Raw genomic sequence first — 18,952 nt, 5'->3', positions numbered from 1 at the left:
ATCTACTAAAATATTGTAAATTAGTCCACCACCTAGTCTGTGGATGGGGCAATATGGAACGTTAAATAATTTCAATAAATTGCTTGGACTGCTCGTCTAAAGCTTCAGCCGCAGATGCAATTTCATTAAAATCTTTAGTTGTAATAGTAATTTGTTCATTTGTTTTTTCTACTTTTTCAGCTATCTTTGTAATACTGTCTGTCACTTGACTAATTTCCCGCTCTATCCCTTCTATATGATCCTTCACCTCTGAAATGGATTGCTCTACCCTGACAGAAAGCTTCCGCACCTCTTTTGCCACTACATCAAAGCCTCGGCCATACTCCCCAGCTCGCGCAGCTTCAATAGCTGCATTTAAAGCTAATAAATTTGTTTGGGAAGCAATCTCTTGAATGGTTTTCACAATCCCTTTAATGGAATCAGCTTGATTTTTTAGCTGTGCCAGATTGCTAACATTTTCTTTTGACTCCTGAGAAACCACTTGAATGGTGCTCAGTAATTCTTGACTATTTTGAATACCAGCCTCTGAACGTTGATGAAGCTCATTAGACATTTCCTTCAATTGATCGGCTACATTTGTTATTTCATTTTGGCGTTCAGTAATATTTGTAGCAATTTTTGAAACACCGATTACTTTATTTGTATGGTTCGCGAAAACAGGCATATACGTAGCCTCAAGCCAAATCCTTTGGCCATTTCCATCAATTCTCTCAATTTTGCCCTGATAACTATTTCCTGCTACTAAATTGCGCCAAAATTGTTCATATGCTGGACTGTGAACGAAATGTGGTAAACAAAAATCTTTATGATTCTTTCCTAACATTTCTTGTACTGTATAGCCTAATGTTCTAGCAAACGGTTCATTCACATAGGCTACCCTTCGATTCATATCAAAACGTATAATTGCTATATTGCGTTCAATGGCTTGTACTACTAAATCATCGGTTACTTGAGTATCTGCACCTTGCATAATCCACCTCATCTATTTCTATTTTTTACCGTTTATTTTATATTATAAAAAACATGGGCAATGTTCACCCATGTTTTTTTAGTAAACGTACTATTTCCTCTGGAGTAGTTGCTATACGGAAAAAGGACTTTTGTTCAGGTCGTATAAATCCTTCCTCTAGCATTATTTTAAAATGCTGTAAGAGTGCATCATAAAAACCATTCACATTATATAAAATGACAGGTTTTTCATGAAGGCCAATTTGTGCCCAAGTAAAAACTTCGAAATATTCATCTAACGTTCCTGCACCTCCTGGAAGAGCAATAAATGCATCAGCCAGCTCCGCCATTTTAGCTTTCCGAATATGCATAGACTCAACAAAATGAATTTCTGTTAATGAAGAATGAGCCAGTTCCCGCTTTTGTAAATGGGTTGGCATAACACCAATAACCTCTCCACCTGCGGCTAAAACAGCATCTGCTACCTTTCCCATTAACCCCATTTTGGAACCGCCGTAAACAACACTATGTCCGTGCTTAGCTAATACTGTACCTAGCTCTGTAGCTTTCTCCCCATACACTGGACTTTTACCTATACCAGATCCGCAATACACTGCAATTCTTATAGTAATCCCTCCTATTCAAAAAACGTGAAACAATCGGCTATGTATTGTTTCACGTTCTTTGGTAGTTTGTTGCTCTTCTATTTTCTTAAATGGCTTGTTTGTTTTAGCATATGACTGATACGGCTCACAATTGATTCAATTGCATCCGGATTTTTTAATAAATCATAATCATTAATATCTAAACGTAGAACTGGACAGGAATTAAAATTATTAACCCAGTTTTCATAACGTTCATGCATTTCTATCCAATAATCATTTGGCGTTTGTTGCTCCATTGCGCGCCCTCGTTCTTGTATACGCCCAATAACAGCATCAATCGGTCCCTCTAGATAAACAAGTAAATCTGGATGTGGGAAATACGGTGTCATGACCATAGCATCAAATAAATTTGTGTATGTTTCATAATCTGTTGGGCTCATTGTTCCCTTATCGTAATGCATTTTAGCGAATATCCCAGTATCTTCATAAATAGAACGGTCTTGTATAAATCCTCCACCATACTCAAAAATACGTTTCTGTTCCTTAAAACGCTCTGCCAAAAAGTAGACTTGTAAATGGAAGCTCCATTTTTCAAAGTCCTCATAAAATTTATCAAGATACGGATTTGTATCTACTTTTTCGAATGATGTACGGAAATTTAATGCTTCTGCTAACGCTTTTGTCATCGTAGACTTTCCTACGCCTACAGTACCGGCAATCGTGATGACCGTTTGTGGAGGAATATCGTATTTCTCTCTTAAATTCATTATTGCAAACTCCTTTTTTGTAACGTATCCTTAATAATTTTTAAAACATAATTTAAATCGTCTGGATTTTTAACAAAATCGAGCTGATCTCCATTAAATCTAATAACTGGTATTTCAGGATGCATTTTCTCAAAATGTTCGATAAAAGAATGATAATCGGTTACGAGCTGCTCCATATAATCGCGTGATATCATTTTTTCAAAATCTCGTCCACGCATGGCAATGCGTTTCATCAATGTTTCAACGCTTGCATGTAAATAAACAACTACATTAGGAACAGGCATGTCTTTTGTTAATATTTGATATATTTCCTCATACTTTTCGTATTCGGTAGATGCCAGTGTACGCTTCGCAAATATTAAATTTTTAAAAATATGATAATCTGCTACAACTGGCTTGGCATGAGCAAATCGGAATTTTTTAATGTCCGTTAATTGCTTATAGCGATTACAAAGGAAGAACATTTCCGTTTGGAAACTCCACTCCTCAATGTTTTCATAAAACTTATTTAAAAAAGGGTTTTCGTCTACAATTTCTTTTAATAGATGGTAATTAAATGTCGCCGCTATCTCTTTCGATAAAGAGGTTTTACCAACACCAATCGGACCTTCTACCGTAACAAATGGAACCGTCACCAGAAGCTCCTCCTTTTGTTCTATGGATTCGATCATTGTGTTCTACATAAATGAGTCAGTACCTTTCATTTTATCATAGTGAGAAAATGAAAAACAGAATCAACCTATTATTCTAGAAAATTAAGCAGGAAATTTCCCTCCGTATAAATAGAAAAAAGACATTGAGAATATGCATCCCAATGCCTTTTCATCTTTACAATTTCACTCGCTGTAAACGTAGAGCATTTAATACAACCGATACAGAACTAAAAGCCATTGCCGCACCTGCCACCCACGGAGCAAGCAGACCAATTGCAGCAATCGGAATACCTAATGTATTGTAAGCAAATGCCCAAAACAGATTTTGTTTAATATTACGCATTGTTTTTCTACTCATAAGAATGGCATCCGCAATACTATTTAAATCACCACGGATTAACGTAATATCTGCCGCTTCCATCGCCACATCTGTCCCTGTACCAATGGCCATACCAATATTGGCCGTTGCCAGCGCAGGTGCATCATTAATACCGTCGCCAACCATTGCTACATTTTTACCCTGAGCTTGAAGTTTTTTCACCTCATCTGCTTTTCCTTCAGGTAAAACTTCCGCAATAACTTGGTTCACGCCTACCTCTGTGCCTATTGCCTGGGCTGTACGTTCATTATCTCCCGTCATCATGATGACTGTAATGCCCATATTCTGTAAACGATGAATGGCCTCCTTAGACGTATCTTTTACAGTATCAGCAACAGCTACTACCCCCGCATATTGGCCATTTATTGCGGCCAACATCGCTGTTTTGCCGTTTCGCTCTAATTGCTCCATTGTTGGTAAAATATCATCTAGCTGAATGCCGTACTGTTGCATTAATTTTCGTGTACCAATGACAACACCTTGACCTGAGACTGTTGCCTGCACACCGTAACCTGGAATAGCCTCAAAAAATTGAACTTCCCCTAAAGCAATCCCACGTTCTTCTATACCATGAACAATCGCCTCAGCAAGTGGATGCTCCGACTGTTTCTCAGCCGCACCAATTAATGATAAAAAGTGTGTTTCCTCTTGGTCTGGCGCTAAAAGAACATCCGTTAGCACTGGCTTACCATGTGTCACTGTCCCTGTTTTATCTACAACGACCGTATCAATACTTTGTGTTTGTTCTAAGTGTTCGCCACCTTTGAATAAAATGCCAAATTCAGCGGCGCGACCAGAACCGGCCATTATAGAGGTCGGTGTGGCTAAACCAAGTGCACATGGACAAGCAATCACCAGTACTGCAATTAAGACCTCTAAAGCAGGCGTAAATTCTCCTGGACGTACCCAAATAATCCACACGATAAATGTCACAATCGCAATGCCCACAACAATTGGTACAAAAACCCCTGAGATCTGATCTGCTAAACGTTGAATCGGTGCTTTTGATCCTTGAGCATCTTCTACCACCTTAATAATTTGTGCTAGTGCCGTATCACGGCCAACCTTTGTCGCTGTCATTTTTATAAAACCATTTTTATTAATAGTCGATCCAAATAATGAATCGCCCTGCTTTTTATCGACTGGTAAACTTTCTCCTGTCAACATGGATTCATCAACAGCCGTTGTTCCCTCTAAAACTTCTCCGTCAACGGGGATCTTTTCACCTGGTTTAACTAGAATGATATCACCAATCATCACTTCTTCTAAAGGCACTTCCATCTCTAGACCGTCACGTACAACAATGGCTGTTTTGGCTTGAAGGCCCATCAGTTTTTTTATCGCCTCAGATGAACGCCCTTTTGCTTTTGCCTCAAATAATTTACCTAACAAAATTAATGTAATTAATACAGCGCTTGTTTCAAAATAGAGATGTGGGCCATGATGTGATCCTATCGTCACGATTGCTTGATAAACACTATAGAAATAAGCCGCTGATGTCCCCATCACAACAAGTACATCCATATTTGCACTGCCATTTCGTAATGCTTTATATGCCCCTACATAAAACTGCTTACCAATCATAAATTGTACAGGTGTAGCCAACACCATTTGAACCCAAGGATTCATAAGGAATTCTGGCACATATAAAAACGATGTAAATGAAAAATGTCCAACCATCGTCCAGAGCAGTGGTAGGGATAAAATAGCTGATAAAATAAATTTTTGTTGTTGCTGCTTAATAGCCTTTTCTCGATGATCCTCTGTTTCCTGCTCATCTGCTTTTTGATGGGCGCCATATCCTAACTTCTCAACCTTAGTAATAATATCTGCAATGTTCACCTCTGATGGGTTAAACTCAATCATTGCTTTTTCAAGAGCTAAGTTGACATTGGCAGATGATACGCCGCTCATTTTATTTAATCCTTTTTCTATTCGAGTAGCACAGGCCGCACATGTCATTCCTGTAATATCAAGTTCAGTTTTTTGTTTAACTATTCCATAGCCAAGCGCTTCTATCTTTTTTTCAAAATCTGCTTCACTTAGCTTTTCTGGATCGTACTTAATAGATGATTTTTCAAGCGCTAAATTAACGGTTGCTTGTTCTACTCCATCCATTTTATTTAACCCTTTTTCTATTCGAGTGGCACAGGCCGCACATGTCATCCCTGTAATTTGCAAATTAGCTTCCTTATGATCAGAACTCATTTACCTTTCACCTCTCCTTATACCGACAGGGGGTATATATTTTTGAAAATAAGAGAGTGCCACAGAAGCACTCTAAAAATTTTATTTTACTTCATAGCCTTGATCATCAATTGTCTCTTTAATTTGATTAAGTGATACTTGTGCATCGTCAAATACAACATCAACTAAACCTTCTGCTAAATTTACTTTTACTTGTTCAACACCAGCTAAAGCACCAACGTTTTTTTCAACCGCGTTTACACAATGACCACATGACATTCCTTGTACATTTAATGTTACATTTTGCATAATAAATCTCTCCTTTTATTTTTTTATAAACATCTATTTTTTCATTAACTTTTGAATCGTTACTACTAATTCATCTAAAACTGCATCATCGCCCTCCGATAGACGATCCACAACACAACCCTTTAAATGACCTTCTAATAAAATTTTCGCTACACTATTCAAAGCTGACTGTGTCGCAGACAGTTGCGTAATAACATCATCACAATAAACGTCTTTTTCGATCATTCCCTTAATGCCTCGGATTTGACCTTCTATACGGTTTAAACGAGTTGTTAAATCCTTTTTTACACGCTCAGGGTGATGGCTTTTTCGACAAGACGTAGCTCCCTCTGTATGACAAGCATCCTCTTTTACTATGTCCTCCATTCACTACACCTCCTATTTCAGTTTCATCATACTATACCCACGAAGGGTATGCAAGCCGTAAAATTTTTTTTTATTCATGATGATGTTCATGAGCATTTTTCAATTGACATAAAATCGAGCTTTCATGTGGATGGGAAGCCGTTTCTAATTGAATGGTTACATGTTTAATACCCTTATGCTCAAGATTATGTTCAATTTTTCGTAGAATATGCTCACCATCTGCAATATTTAAGTGCTCATTTACAACTGCATGACAAGACAAAGCATTGGTTCCACTAGTAATTGTCCAGATGTGTAAATCATGGATGCTTTCTATCCCATCGGTTTGTTCAATTAATCCAATTATCTCCTGAACATCGACATTTGAAGGTGTTCCTTCCATTAAGACATGAATAGCGGATTTTGTAACATAGTAGCCACTTCTTACTACTAATAAGGCAACAATAACACTCGCTAGAGGATCAGCCCATCCCCAACCAAAAAACATAATTAGTAAGGCAGCCACAATAGCCCCTACGGAACCTAGCATATCACTCAGAACATGTAAAAAAGCCCCACGCATATTTAAATTGTCCTTTGTATCACTACCACGCATCATAATCCATGCAACTAAGATGTTAACCAAAAGACCAATTGTACTAATAATAAGCATACCTGTAGTAGCCACTTCAGGAGGATTTGCAAAACGTTCGATTGCTTCATAGAAAATAAATAATGCAATCCCAATTAATGTAACGCCATTTAATACTGCCGCTAATATTTCAAATCGTTTATATCCATATGTTTTACTATAGCTTGCTGCTTTTTCTCCAAAAACAAACGCAAGTAAGGCGATAGCTAATGAGATGGAATCACTTAACATATGACCGGCATCCGATAAAAGAGCCAAACTATTCGTTAAAAAACCACCAATTGCTTCAACAACCATATAACTAGTAATAATAATAAATGATACGATTAACACCTTTTTATTAGCGCCATGTGTATGATCATGGCCATGATCATGATTATGTCCCATCACTAATCCCTCCGTTCTTTAGTTATGTGCAGCATGCTCAATTGCCTGCTTCAATAAATTCATAATGTGATCGTCATCTTTGGAGTAATATAAAGTGGTACCTTCTCGTCTAAATTTTACTAATCGCAAATTTTTTAGAAACCGTAATTGATGAGAAACAGTCGATTGTCCTAAATCTAAAATTTCAGCAATGTCGTTGACGGAATGCTCATCTGCGCATAGTAAATTTAAAATTCGAATTCGTGTCGGGTCACTTAATGCCTTAAAAGTTTGTGACACAACAAATAATGTCTCATCGTCTAAATGTTGACTATTTTCCACAGACGTTATTTTTATTTGTTCATCCATATTAGTTTACCCCCAATAATTTATATTTATATATGAGCATGTGTTCATATATAAATATAAATGGTTATTTTAGGAATGTCAATACATCATGCTTTGGAATTCTGCATGAAGTTAAAAGTAGCAATTACCAATTAAGCAGGATAAACTACTTTTAAGGAGAGATATTTAGTGGATATTTTTGAAACAGATCGTCTATTTATGAAACAAGCATTAGAGGAAGCAAAAAAAGCAGCTATACTTGGGGAAGTACCTATAGGGGCTGTCCTTGTTTATGATGGGGAAATTATTGCAAGAGCTCATAACCTACGAGAAACAACACAAAATGCAACAACACATGCTGAATTAATGGTTATTCAAGAGGCTTGTCAAAAAATCGGCAGTTGGCGTCTCGAAAAAACAACACTTTACGTTACGCTTGAGCCTTGCCCCATGTGCGCAGGTGCAATCCTACAATCCCGTGTACCACGTGTCGTTTATGGTGCAAGGGATATGAAAGCAGGCTGTGTAGATTCACTCTATTGTTTATTAAATGATGCTCGCTTTAACCATGAATGCGAAGTATCTGAAGGAATTTTAGCTGCTGAATGTGGACAAATCCTAACCGATTTTTTCCGAGCTTTACGTGAACGAAAGAAGGCAGAGAAAAAGGCAAGACAAGCAGCAATCGCTGAAAAGGAATAGTCGAATGAATAAAAAATGTGAATATAAAAAGTAGGTGTCTTTCATTATGAAGACACCTTTTTTTATATGGCAGCACCAAATTTCTGCACGATAAAACATTGACATACATAAACTCAAAAGGGAGAATATAACTAGTTATAATTTTGATTTATTAGTAAATAAATAGGGGGTTTAATGTTAATGCCTATTTTTGATAGAGTGAAATTTGACGGATTACGCTCACGTGATTGGTTAATTTACAAGCATCCAACTGACAAGCTAGTACTTGGTACCACACTTATCGTCCATGAAGGACAAGTAGCCATTTTTGTAAAAGGTGGTCAAATGTGTGATGTTTTTAATGCAGGAACGCACGTTTTATCTACGAATAACCTACCAATACTTCATAACATTGTAAATTTAGCATATGGAGGGGAAACTCCCTTCTCAGCAGAGATTTACTTTATAAATCTAACTGTGAAAATGGATTTATATTGGGGAACCACTGATCCTATTCAGTTAATTGATCCAAAATACTTTGTAAAATTGCGTATAAGAGCATTTGGGCAATTAGCTCTACGACTTGATGATTACTTAGTATTCTTTTCAGAAGTGATAGGCTCTATGAATAAAGATGATATTGTTAGCTTCGAAAAAGTACAGGATTATTTTAAAGGTTCTCTTATTACATCTGTAAAAACCGAACTTGCAAATAAGATTATTAATGAGAAAATTTCTGCATTGGAAATAACTCCAGAGCTTCAAAACATTTCAAATAGCTTAAAAGAAAAAGTATCAGAAGAATTTATTAAGTATGGCTTTATAACAGCGCATTTCCATATTCAATCTATTAATTTCCCTGAAGAAGATTTTGAAGAAATTAATGAAATTTTACAGGATAAAGCTAAGTTTGAAATTATGGGGGACAATCGTTATGTTACCCAACGTAGCTTTGATGTTTATGAGTCAGCCGCATCAAATGAAAATGGAGTAGCTGGTATATTTGCAACTGGTGGAGTTGGCTTGAGTGTAGGACAAGGCATGGCATCCATGATGAACCAACAAGTACAGCAACCTGGTCATCAGCCTACGCATAAGATTTGTCCTTCTTGTCATGGCAGTATTTCTTCTAGCAGTAAGTTTTGCAATTTATGTGGGGAAAATTTAGTGCGAAAAGTTATTACTTGTCATTCCTGTCACAATGAAAACGAAGAATCTTCAAAATTCTGCAGTACTTGTGGAACTAGTTTACTGAAACCTGTTTGTTCATGTGGACAAGAAATAGATGTTAATTCTAAGTTTTGTAATAACTGTGGTGCTCAGGTTCATCCCATTTAACAGTTTTAATCACACTAATTTTTCGACTCTGTACTTAGAAAATAATTGGAGGTATTAACATGAGCAATATCGAATGTCCACAATGTGGTGCACCTGCTGATATCACATTATCTCAATGTAAATATTGCGGGGAAAAATTCAGTTTCCAAAACGAACAACCAAGAGTGCAACAACCTGCTTTTCAACAACCAGTACAGCCTGTTTTTCAACAAGCGGTACAGCCTGCCTATCAAGCGCAGCCACAACAAGCTCCTATGTATGATGGTATTGATCCTTCATGGCCTATAAAAAGTAAAGGTTTAGCTGGTTTCCTCGCTATATTTTTTGGCGGTATCGGTATTCATAAATTTTATTTAGGGAAGGTTTTCCAAGGGATTCTTTATTTAGTTTTCTGCTGGACTTATATACCTGTCATTATATCTTTTATTGAAGGTATTATTTACTTACTCTCTAGTGAACATAATTTCTCTGTGAAACATAAAGTTCGCACTCGCTAACATTTTATAACAGTAGTTTCTAACTAAAAGAAAAGAAGGTGCCTCCTAGTGAGACACCTTCTTTATTATATTTAAGGGAATGGCGATATATATATAAAACGTGTCATAGCAGCGACAGCATCTATATAGATAATTAATGTGTAGCTTGAATCGTTGATTGTCCAAAAACGCATTCGCCCTCGATATATGTAGCGAATGGCTTTACATGCGGCGTGCCTTATCGAGCTGCTCCTTCATGTCCGCGTTTGTCGTAATAAAATCCTCTAGGCGATACGTCGTGTAATTATCTCGATATAGTTTATGTCCCAGGAAATTATCTAAGTATTTTATTTGCTTACTTTCATAAAAATGCTTTGAAAATTCAATCGCACCAACGGATTTGTCCTGTTCCATTATTGGATAGGTTGAACTTAATGATAAGTAACTAAAACCATTCAAGGTTGTTAATTGTTGTTCGTAATATAAAATTGGTTGTCCCGTTTGCAATACTTTAAAAACGGAGCTTGTTTCAGGTGATAAATTTTGATAATTATCAGTTACAGTACTGTGAAAAAATTCATCTGGTGTTAAGCCGATTTCCATTAATATATTTAAATCTGCTAAATCATAAAATATTGTACAGCCTTTATCGTCAGTAATTAAGACATTGTCAAATTCATTTAAAGCCTGAGCAAATTGCTGTAAATCCATGAATTTGTCCCCCTTGTCCCCATGAATATTACCCATTATAACGAATTTTCAAAAATTATGAGAGCTATCAATTTTGGAATTGAAAAAAGGCTATTTTAAATTCCCATGTAAAGGTTCGTCTAAAATAGCCTGGATCAGTTGTTTATTTTGGGGCAATTACTTCTTTGCCACCCATATATGGTCTTAAAACCTCAGGAATTACTACGCTTCCATCAGCTTGTTGATAGTTTTCTAATAGAGCGGCAACTGTACGACCAATCGCAAGTCCTGAACCGTTTAATGTGTGGACATATTCTGGTTTTGCATTTGGGTCACGACGGAAGCGAATGTTTGCGCGTCGTGCTTGGAAGTCCTCAAAGTTCGAACAAGAAGAAATTTCACGGTACATATTTTGTGCTGGAATCCAAACTTCTAAATCATATTTTTTCGCAGCAGTAAAGCCTAAATCGGCTGTACACATTTTTAATTTACGATATGGTAAGCCTAGTAATTGTAGTACCTTTTCAGCATGACCCGTTAATAGCTCTAACTGCTCATATGACTCCTCAGGTTTTACAAAACGAACTAATTCCACTTTGTTAAATTGGTGCTGACGGATTAAACCACGTGTATCACGACCTGCAGAGCCCGCTTCTGAACGGAAACATGCACTGTATGCAGCAAAACCTTGTGGTAAAGCTTCAGCAGTTAAAATTTCATCACGGTAGAAGTTTGTTACTGGTACTTCCGCTGTTGGAATCATGAAATAATCTGTTTCCTCTAATTTAAATACATCTTCCTCAAACTTAGGTAACTGTCCAGTACCTGTTAAGCTATCGCGATTTACAATCACAGGTGGCAGCATTTCCTCATAGCCATGCTCTTCTGCATGTAAATCCATCATAAATGTCATCAACGCACGTTCTAAGCGGGCCCCAAGACCACGGTAGAATAAGAATCGGCTACCAGTTACTTTGGCACCACGTTCGAAGTCCACAATTTTTAGATCTGTAGCTAAATCCCAGTGTGCTTTAATATCAAAATCAAATGCCGGAATGTCACCCCATGTATATTCCTCAACATTGTCATCTTCTGTCGTACCCACTGGTACAGATTCATGAGGAACGTTCGGCAGGCGCATCATCATATCTTTAAAGCGATCTTCCACATCATTTAATTGAATATCAAGTTCTTTAATTTCATCGCCCACTTGACGCATACGAGCAATCACTTCATCTGCGTTTTCTTTGTTGCGCTTCATAACAGAAATTTGCTCAGATACTTTATTTCGTTCTGCCTTCAGTTCTTCCGTTTTAGCAATTAGCTCACGACGCTTTGCATCTAAATTTTCAAAGTCATCTAAATTCCCTAAATCTTCATTACGTGTTAATAGCATCTCTTTAATTTCGGCGAAATTATCGCGCACGCGTTTAATATCTAACATCGATCATACCTCCAGTAGTTTCTTAATGATGGGGAATTGTTGCATCTTGTTTCTTTAGCTTGATTCAGTGGTCAATTGAACATCAAAATAGATAGCCCTGTAGAGGGGCTGCATTTGGCTGAATCAAGATAAACACAAAAAAGCCCCCATCCCATAAAGGGACGAGAGCTACCCGCGTTGCCACCCTAATTGACTAGACACAATGTCTAATCCACTTATTTTATAACGGCATTCCAGCCGGCAGCAGCCTACTTCATTGACTTCGACTGTGCAACTCCAGGACGGATTCACAAGTGCCTTTATCAGCTTCCACCAACCGCTGACTCTCTAAAAAAAACGTGCTTGCTACTACTTCCCATCATCGTGTTCAGTTAATTAAATTTTAACCATACTGTACTATATGAAAACAAATTTTGCAAGTCATACCATAGATGCTACAAAATATTCAAGAATACGTGTGTCTGATGTTAATTCGGGATGAAATGAACAACCTAGTAAATGTCCATCCCGTGCTAAAATAATTTTACCTTCATGCTCTGCGAGAACTTCAACATCTTTTCCGACTGTCTCCATATGAGGTGCCCGAATAAAAACTGCTGGAATTGCCTTACCTATTTTAGGGATATCGAGCTTTACTTCAAAGCTGTCAACCTGGCGTCCATATGAATTTCTCGCAACTGTCACATCCATAACTGCTAAATGCGGTTCATCATTAACTAAAGTATTGGCCATTAATATTAATCCTGCACATGTCCCAAACATGGGCAAGCCTCGTTGCGCTAGTTCTCGTATAGGCTCTAGTAGTTCAAAACGATCCAACAGCTTTCTCATAGTCGTGCTTTCACCACCAGGTAATACAAGCCCATCTAGTTTTATTAAGTCCGGCTTCTGTTTTACTTCAACAGCTTCACAGCCAAGGTTTTCTAGCATGTGAATATGCTCTCGTACCGCCCCTTGTAAGGCTAAAACGCCAATTCGTTTCATCCTACCAGCCTCGCTCTTGCATGCGCTCATGTTGCCCAAGCTGTGCAATATCAATACCCTTCATCGGTACGCCTAGTTCCTTTGATATTTCAGCAATAAGCTTATAATCCTTGTAATGCGTCGTTGCTTCCACAATCGCATGTGCAAATTTTTCAGGATTATCAGATTTGAAGATACCTGAACCGACAAAAACACCATCAGCCCCAAGTTCCATCATTAATGCCGCATCAGCGGGTGTAGCTACACCACCTGCAGCAAAGTTAACAACTGGTAAACGACCAAGACGTTTGATCTCTCTTAATAATTCAAAAGGTGCTCCTAGTAATTTTGCCTCTGTCATTAATTCATCTTCTGTCATGCCTACTACTTTACGAACTTGGGCATTTACTTTACGAATATGTCGAACTGCCTCCACAATATTCCCTGTTCCTGGTTCACCTTTTGTTCGTAGCATTGCTGCTCCTTCACCAATACGACGGGCTGCTTCACCTAGATCACGACAGCCACACACAAATGGTACGGTATAATCACTTTTTAATAAGTGATACTCTTCATCTGCTGGTGTGAGCACTTCACTTTCATCAATATAATCAACGCCCATTGCTTCTAAAACACGAGCTTCTACAATATGACCAATACGAGCTTTTGCCATCACAGGGATGGAAACTGCTCCCAGTACTTCCTCTACAATACGAGGATCTGCCATACGAGCAACACCTCCTGCTTTGCGGATATCTGAAGGTACTCTTTCTAATGCCATTACTGCTACTGCTCCTGCCGCCTCTGCAATTTTTGCTTGCTCAGCATTAATCACGTCCATAATGACGCCGCCCTTTTGCATCTCAGCCATACCGCGCTTCACCAAATCTGTACCTGTCTGTTTCATTGTCTAACCTCCACCTTTATGATGAAATTTAGTATAATAGAAATTGACCATATAAAAATATCCAGTTTTCAAAAAAATCATAGGGTCAGGGGGTTTTTAGCATATGGATATGCTTTTATTTCAGCTTGAACGGAATGGCGATAAACCGCTATATGATCAGCTTTACAACGGCATTAAAGAAGCTATCATTTCCAAAAAAATTGCAGTAGGCGAAAAATTACCATCAAAAAGAAAATTAGCCGATTTTTTGAATATTTCTCAAACAACGATTGAAATTGCCTATGCACAGCTTCTTGCAGAAGGCTATATTATGTCCAAATCTCGTGTAGGTTATTTTGTAGAAGAAATAGATGAACTACCCTATATCCAGCAGGACACGGTCATCCCATTCAATGAACAGCCTAAAAAAAAATCATACAAAATAGATTTTAATCCTGGTTCTATTGATATCGATGCTTTCCCATTTCAGATCTGGAGAAAATATGCCAAGGAGCTGTTTGATGAAGGCTCAAAGAAATTATTATTAACAGGTGAGCCTCAGGGGGAGCTTTCTTTGCGAACTGAAATTGCAAATTATTTATATCAATCACGTGGAGTTGTCTGTAACCCCGAGCAAATTGTCGTTGGCTCTGGTACGGAACAGCTTCTGCCTATGATTTTACGTCTTTTTAGTGATGATACATGCTTTGCATTGGAAAACCCAGGGTATCCGGCTGTGCATCGTATGTTCTCTCAGCATAAACGAAAAGTTTATCCTATTGCCGTCGACGAGGAAGGAATCATCATTCAACAGCTAGAGCAAACACAAGCTAATGTTGTTTATATTACACCATCACATCAATTTCCTACTGGTGCAGTATTATCCGCTACTAGACGTGCACAGGCTTTAAATTGGGCGACACAAAGCTCATCTCGTTATATCATTGAAGATGATTATGATTCGGAATTTCGTTATACTGGAAAACCAATTCCTGCTCTACATGCTCTCGATAGAAACGATAAGGTCATTTATATGAGCACTTTTACAAAATCGTTAATGCCTTCTTTGCGCGTAGCCTATTTTGTACTTCCACCTCAATTACTTGCTACATATAAAGATGTCTTTAATTACTATTCATCAACCGTTCCTCGGTTTGATCAACATATTGTTGCAAATTTTATGCATGATGGTCATTTTGCAAAACATCTTAATCGGATGCGTAAAGTTTATCGTAAAAAACATGAACAGCTTACTTCTATTTTAGAAAAATATTCATCATCCATTAAAATTACAGGTGAGCAAGCAGGAATGCATATATTATTAGACGTTAAGCACAAGTTGCCAGAAAAACAATTACAACAACTTGCCTTCCAAGCAGGGATAGGTATTTATCCGTTATCTGATTATCGACTAGATTACGTTGAATCCTCGCAAGCACAATTTTTACTTGGCTTTGGGGGTATACCTGTTCAAGTAATTGAACAATCGATCGAACAATTAATGGATTGTTGGGGAATACAAAAAAATCACCCATCTACTACAACCAAATAGTAGATGGGTGACCCCATTAGGATTCAATGAGTTGAATATGATAATGCTCAAACCAAGTATGAATTTGCCCTAGATATGCTAAAAGTTGAGGTCCCGCCATTAATTGTCCATACCATGGAATTTTAAAAGAGCTGCCTCCAGATTCTATTAGTTCCATAATTTTTTTGTGCTCAAATAATTCATGTAAGATAGAGTTCTTATCTTTAAGAATTTCTCTTAACCATGTTTGCACACCTGCTGTATAAACTGGATGATATGTTTTAGGATATGGATTTTTTTTACGATACAATACTTCATCAGGCAATAAATGTGCCATGGACTTTCGAAGTAACCCTTTTTCTATGCCTTCTAAATCCTTCATTTCCCAAGGAATATTCCATGCATATTCTACAAGGCGATGATCCGCAAAAGGTACCCGTACCTCTAAGCTAGCTCCCATACTCATACGATCTTTCCGCTCTAGCAACGTCTGCATAAACCATTGCATATTTAAATAAAACATTTCACGATGTTTTACTTCTGCCGGGCTTTCGCCATCTAGCAACGGGACTTCTGCAATCGTTTGTGTATATAGTTGCTGTGCGTAGGATTCAATTTTTAATTTTTTATCCCACTTCTCTTGGAGTAATGCATTTCTTTCAGCCAATGATCGAATCCAAGGAAAACCAGTAGTTTTTTCTTTAAACCATGGGTATCCACCAAAAATTTCATCTGCACATTCGCCAGATAGTGCTACAGTAAAGTCTCTTTTAATTTCTCGACAAAACCATAGTAACGAAGAATCTACATCTGCCATACCTGGTGAATCTCTAACTATAACCGATTCTACTAGTAAATCAATCAGCTGTTGCTGGGTTATTTCCTCTGCGTGATGTGTCGTCTTAAAAGTATCGGTCATTTTTTGAATCCAATACGTATCTGTTGAAGTTTGAAATGCATGAGGATTGAAAAAACGTTCATTATCCTCATAATCGATTGAATACGTATGCAATTTATTGTTTTGTTGTTGGAATCTATCTGCAGCAATACCTGTAATAATACTAGAATCAAGACCTCCTGATAGAAATGTACAAATCGGTACATCCGAAACAAGCTGTCGTTCAATAGCATCCGTTAACAGCAAACGAACATGCTCAATCGTCTCTTGCAATGATTCTTCATGCTTGCGGCTTTGTAGCTGCCAATATTGCCACTTTCTTAAACCTTCTCTAGAGAAGCGCATTGCATATCCTGGTCGTAACTCCTCAATGTTTTGAAAAAGAGTCTTACCTGGAGCTCTAGAGGGGCCAACAGCCATCATACTTGCTAATCCCTCCGTATTAATAGTAGCTTCAACCATTGGATGTGCCAGTAAAGCCTTTACTTCCGATGCAAAAAGAATTCCCCCCTGTTGCTCTGTAAAATAAAGGGGCTTCACACCTAATCGATCCCTGCATAAAAAAAGAGATTGCACCTGTTCATCCCAGATACCAAAGGCAAAAATACCATTTAGAAAGTCTACACATTGCTCTTTCCATTCAATATAAGCAGTCAATAGCACTTCGGTATCTGAATGTGTTGTGAAAGTATGGCCTCTTTTCTGCAGCTCTTTACGTAGCTCTTCCGTATTATAAAGTTCGCCATTATATGTAATGACATAGTTTACCCCATCTTGTATTTTTTTCATCGGCTGCTTGCCACCTATTAAATCGATAACCGCTAACCGTCGATGGCCAAATGCAATATGCTCACTACACCAAATATTTTCATCATCTGGCCCTCTCTTGTTTAATGTTCGTGTCATTGCTTGCAAAACTTTTTCACTTGCCTTTAAATCCTGTTGAAAGCTAGCCCATCCAGTAATGCCACACATTTAGCCACATCCTTTCGCCTATTAGCCTATGCTATTCGGGTCAAAAATGTGAAAAAGCACATGAATGTTTGTTATCATTCATGTGCTTTTTAATTAATGATTAGAATAGACCTCCAACGAAGTCAGAAATCCCACTCCATAAATTGCCGAAGAAGTTCCCAACACCTTGGAAGAACAATGAGATACCACTAGCACGCTCTACAGCCCCTGTAGTAACAATATCGGATGAAATATCCTTACCATCGATAAAGCCGTAATCTGTGCCCTCTGTGCGCTCAATAACGACCTTCCCTACAACAGTATCTTTCTTAACTCCTGCTTCAAGACTCTTTTTATCTAAAACCAATTTAGGTTTATAGAGATCTTTATCAGAAGACTTGATCATAAATGAAATAGGTTCTTTTACAGCAATCTCTACTTTGTCTTCTTTACCTTTTGTCACTTTTACTGTTTTTTGATCTTTAAACGTATAGTTTGCTGGTAAAATTTCTTGTTTTGAGAATTGTGAAAAACCATAGTTAAATAATTTTGCTGTTGCATCAAAACGAGCTTTATATGACCCTTGTCCACTTGCATCAACAGCCTTCATGACCACTGCAATTAATCGAGTACCATTGCGTTCTGCAGTACCAGTGAAGCAATGGCCTGCAAAGTTTGTAGTACCTGTTTTTAATCCATCTACACCTTGATATTCAAAAACTAACCCTGGTAACATAAAGTTCCAGTTAGACATTTCAATGGCATCCTCTGTACCTTCACGGAATGTCTTTTTAGTAATTTGAGAAGTTTCTAATACCTTTGGGTGATCCTTTAATAGATGGTAGGCTAGTTTTGCCACATATTTTGCAGGCATCACGTTCTCATCTTCTGGTCCTGTCCCAGCTGGTTGCATCCCAAAAAGATCAGCGTTATTTAGACCTGTGGAATTGACAAACTTATAACCCTCAAGGCCAAGTTCTTCTGCTTTTTTGTTCATTAATTTCAAAAATTCAGTCTCTGTTCCAGCAATTGTTTCAGCTATAGCAACAGTTGCAGCATTCGCTGAATAAATAGCCATTGCCTCGTACAATTCTCGAATCGTGTAAGAACCATCACGACGTAAAGGTACATTACTTAATGCACGATTTTGAGACATACGATACGTATAATCGGTTACGTGGTATTCTTGATCCCATTTAACTGTCCCTGCATCAATAGCGTCCAATAACAGGTATTCAGTCATCATTTTTGTCATACTTGCAATACCTAGTGAAGTATCTGCATTTTGTTCATATAAAATTTTTCCTGAATCTGCGTCAATTAAAATTGCAGCATCCACTGTTAGTCCTAAATCCGTCTCTGCATTTGCCTTTGCAGGAATACCTGCAAAAATACCAATTAATAAAACGGGAATTAGGAGTAAGCGTAATACGGTGTTCATTTTCTTTTTCACCTTGAAAGCCCTCCAAAAAATAATCTTGTCCTCGACATTTTATCATAGATATCAACATACGTGTTGACTCTCTGCCATA

19 protein-coding genes and 1 other annotated feature are annotated in these 18,952 nt (G+C 37.7%); of the genes, 4 read left to right on the top strand and 15 right to left on the bottom strand.

The window, feature by feature from the left end; all coding sequences use genetic code 11:
• Positions 1-61: 61 nt before the first annotated feature.
• From MKY80_RS00180 to MKY80_RS00140, 9 genes are all read right to left on the bottom strand, one after another.
• Positions 62-970, bottom strand: a complete 909-nt coding sequence (locus tag MKY80_RS00180) for a methyl-accepting chemotaxis protein (protein WP_008179679.1) — start codon at positions 968-970, stop codon at positions 62-64.
• Positions 971-1,034: 64 nt separating this feature from the next.
• Positions 1,035-1,562: a TIGR00730 family Rossman fold protein gene (locus MKY80_RS00175; RefSeq protein ID WP_043990637.1), complete on the bottom strand. Its 528-nt coding sequence runs from the start codon at positions 1,560-1,562 to the stop codon at positions 1,035-1,037.
• A gap of 89 nt (positions 1,563-1,651) precedes the next feature.
• The gene (locus MKY80_RS00170; RefSeq protein ID WP_008179676.1) at positions 1,652-2,320 is read right to left on the bottom strand and encodes a deoxynucleoside kinase; all 669 of its coding nucleotides are present in this window, start codon (positions 2,318-2,320) and stop codon (positions 1,652-1,654) included.
• The gene (locus tag MKY80_RS00165) at positions 2,320-2,955 is read right to left on the bottom strand and encodes a deoxynucleoside kinase (protein WP_036121980.1); all 636 of its coding nucleotides are present in this window, start codon (positions 2,953-2,955) and stop codon (positions 2,320-2,322) included. The genes MKY80_RS00170 and MKY80_RS00165 overlap by 1 nt, the downstream gene beginning before the upstream one ends.
• Positions 2,956-3,148: 193 nt before the next feature.
• On the bottom strand, positions 3,149-5,560 hold the full coding sequence (locus MKY80_RS00160; protein ID WP_008179672.1) for a heavy metal translocating P-type ATPase: 2,412 nt from the start codon (positions 5,558-5,560) through the stop codon (positions 3,149-3,151).
• Between the two features lie 81 nt (positions 5,561-5,641).
• Positions 5,642-5,848: a copper chaperone CopZ gene (gene copZ, locus MKY80_RS00155; RefSeq protein WP_008179670.1), complete on the bottom strand. Its 207-nt coding sequence runs from the start codon at positions 5,846-5,848 to the stop codon at positions 5,642-5,644.
• Between the two features lie 33 nt (positions 5,849-5,881).
• Positions 5,882-6,214 carry a metal-sensitive transcriptional regulator gene (locus MKY80_RS00150; RefSeq protein ID WP_008179668.1) on the bottom strand — a complete coding sequence of 111 codons (333 nt, stop codon included), beginning with the start codon at positions 6,212-6,214 and terminating at the stop codon, positions 5,882-5,884.
• A gap of 70 nt (positions 6,215-6,284) precedes the next feature.
• The gene (locus MKY80_RS00145) at positions 6,285-7,232 is read right to left on the bottom strand and encodes a cation diffusion facilitator family transporter (RefSeq protein ID WP_171366142.1); all 948 of its coding nucleotides are present in this window, start codon (positions 7,230-7,232) and stop codon (positions 6,285-6,287) included.
• A gap of 18 nt (positions 7,233-7,250) precedes the next feature.
• Positions 7,251-7,580, bottom strand: coding sequence for a metalloregulator ArsR/SmtB family transcription factor (locus MKY80_RS00140; protein ID WP_008179665.1), 330 nt, complete (start codon positions 7,578-7,580; stop codon positions 7,251-7,253).
• Positions 7,581-7,748: 168 nt separating this feature from the next.
• On the opposite strand from MKY80_RS00140, the gene tadA reads away from it, so the two are divergent.
• The 3 genes from tadA to MKY80_RS00125 all read left to right on the top strand — a co-directional run bounded on the left by tadA (position 7,749) and on the right by MKY80_RS00125 (position 10,075).
• Positions 7,749-8,261: a tRNA adenosine(34) deaminase TadA gene (gene tadA / locus MKY80_RS00135; RefSeq protein ID WP_342531413.1), complete on the top strand. Its 513-nt coding sequence runs from the start codon at positions 7,749-7,751 to the stop codon at positions 8,259-8,261.
• 180 nt (positions 8,262-8,441) lie between these two features.
• Positions 8,442-9,578, top strand: a complete 1,137-nt coding sequence (locus MKY80_RS00130; protein ID WP_089987422.1) for an SPFH domain-containing protein — start codon at positions 8,442-8,444, stop codon at positions 9,576-9,578.
• A gap of 254 nt (positions 9,579-9,832) precedes the next feature.
• A complete protein-coding gene (locus MKY80_RS00125) occupies positions 9,833-10,075 on the top strand; it encodes a TM2 domain-containing protein (protein WP_201798435.1) in 243 nt (80 codons plus the stop codon).
• 201 nt (positions 10,076-10,276) lie between these two features.
• On the opposite strand, the gene MKY80_RS00120 is transcribed toward MKY80_RS00125, so the two are convergent.
• The 4 genes from MKY80_RS00120 to pdxS form a co-directional block, all read right to left on the bottom strand.
• On the bottom strand, positions 10,277-10,765 hold the full coding sequence (locus MKY80_RS00120; RefSeq protein WP_342531410.1) for a hypothetical protein: 489 nt from the start codon (positions 10,763-10,765) through the stop codon (positions 10,277-10,279).
• 142 nt (positions 10,766-10,907) lie between these two features.
• On the bottom strand, positions 10,908-12,188 hold the full coding sequence (gene serS, locus MKY80_RS00115) for a serine--tRNA ligase (protein WP_089987420.1): 1,281 nt from the start codon (positions 12,186-12,188) through the stop codon (positions 10,908-10,910).
• A 154-nt stretch (positions 12,189-12,342) separates the two neighbouring features.
• Positions 12,343-12,559: a binding site (T-box leader), on the bottom strand.
• 49 nt (positions 12,560-12,608) lie between these two features.
• Complete coding sequence (pdxT, locus tag MKY80_RS00110; RefSeq protein ID WP_090003334.1) at positions 12,609-13,172, bottom strand: pyridoxal 5'-phosphate synthase glutaminase subunit PdxT; 564 nt, start codon at positions 13,170-13,172, stop codon at positions 12,609-12,611.
• A 1-nt stretch (position 13,173) separates the two neighbouring features.
• A complete protein-coding gene (pdxS, locus tag MKY80_RS00105; protein ID WP_089987418.1) occupies positions 13,174-14,058 on the bottom strand; it encodes a pyridoxal 5'-phosphate synthase lyase subunit PdxS in 885 nt (294 codons plus the stop codon).
• Positions 14,059-14,161: 103 nt separating this feature from the next.
• Here pdxS and MKY80_RS00100 point away from each other — a divergent pair, with 103 nt between their 5' ends.
• Positions 14,162-15,589 (top strand): PLP-dependent aminotransferase family protein, encoded by a 1,428-nt coding sequence (locus tag MKY80_RS00100; RefSeq protein ID WP_107922878.1) that lies wholly within the window; start codon positions 14,162-14,164, stop codon positions 15,587-15,589.
• Positions 15,590-15,605: 16 nt separating this feature from the next.
• Here the strand turns inward: MKY80_RS00100 and asnB are convergent, their stop codons facing one another.
• Together asnB and MKY80_RS00090 are read right to left on the bottom strand one after the other, a co-directional pair.
• Entirely contained in the window at positions 15,606-17,441 is a 1,836-nt protein-coding gene (asnB, locus tag MKY80_RS00095) for an asparagine synthase (glutamine-hydrolyzing) (RefSeq protein WP_008179653.1), read from the bottom strand.
• Positions 17,442-17,541: 100 nt separating this feature from the next.
• Positions 17,542-18,873, bottom strand: a complete 1,332-nt coding sequence (locus MKY80_RS00090) for a D-alanyl-D-alanine carboxypeptidase family protein (RefSeq protein WP_083244759.1) — start codon at positions 18,871-18,873, stop codon at positions 17,542-17,544.
• Between the last annotated feature and the right edge of the window lie 79 nt (positions 18,874-18,952).

Origin of the sequence: Lysinibacillus sp. FSL R5-0849, assembly GCF_038595075.1 — a bacterium.
Classification (GTDB): Bacteria; Bacillota; Bacilli; order Bacillales_A; family Planococcaceae; genus Lysinibacillus; species Lysinibacillus fusiformis.
The sequence above is the reverse complement of the archived record's forward strand: the minus strand, read 5'-3'. Positions and strand labels throughout refer to the sequence as shown.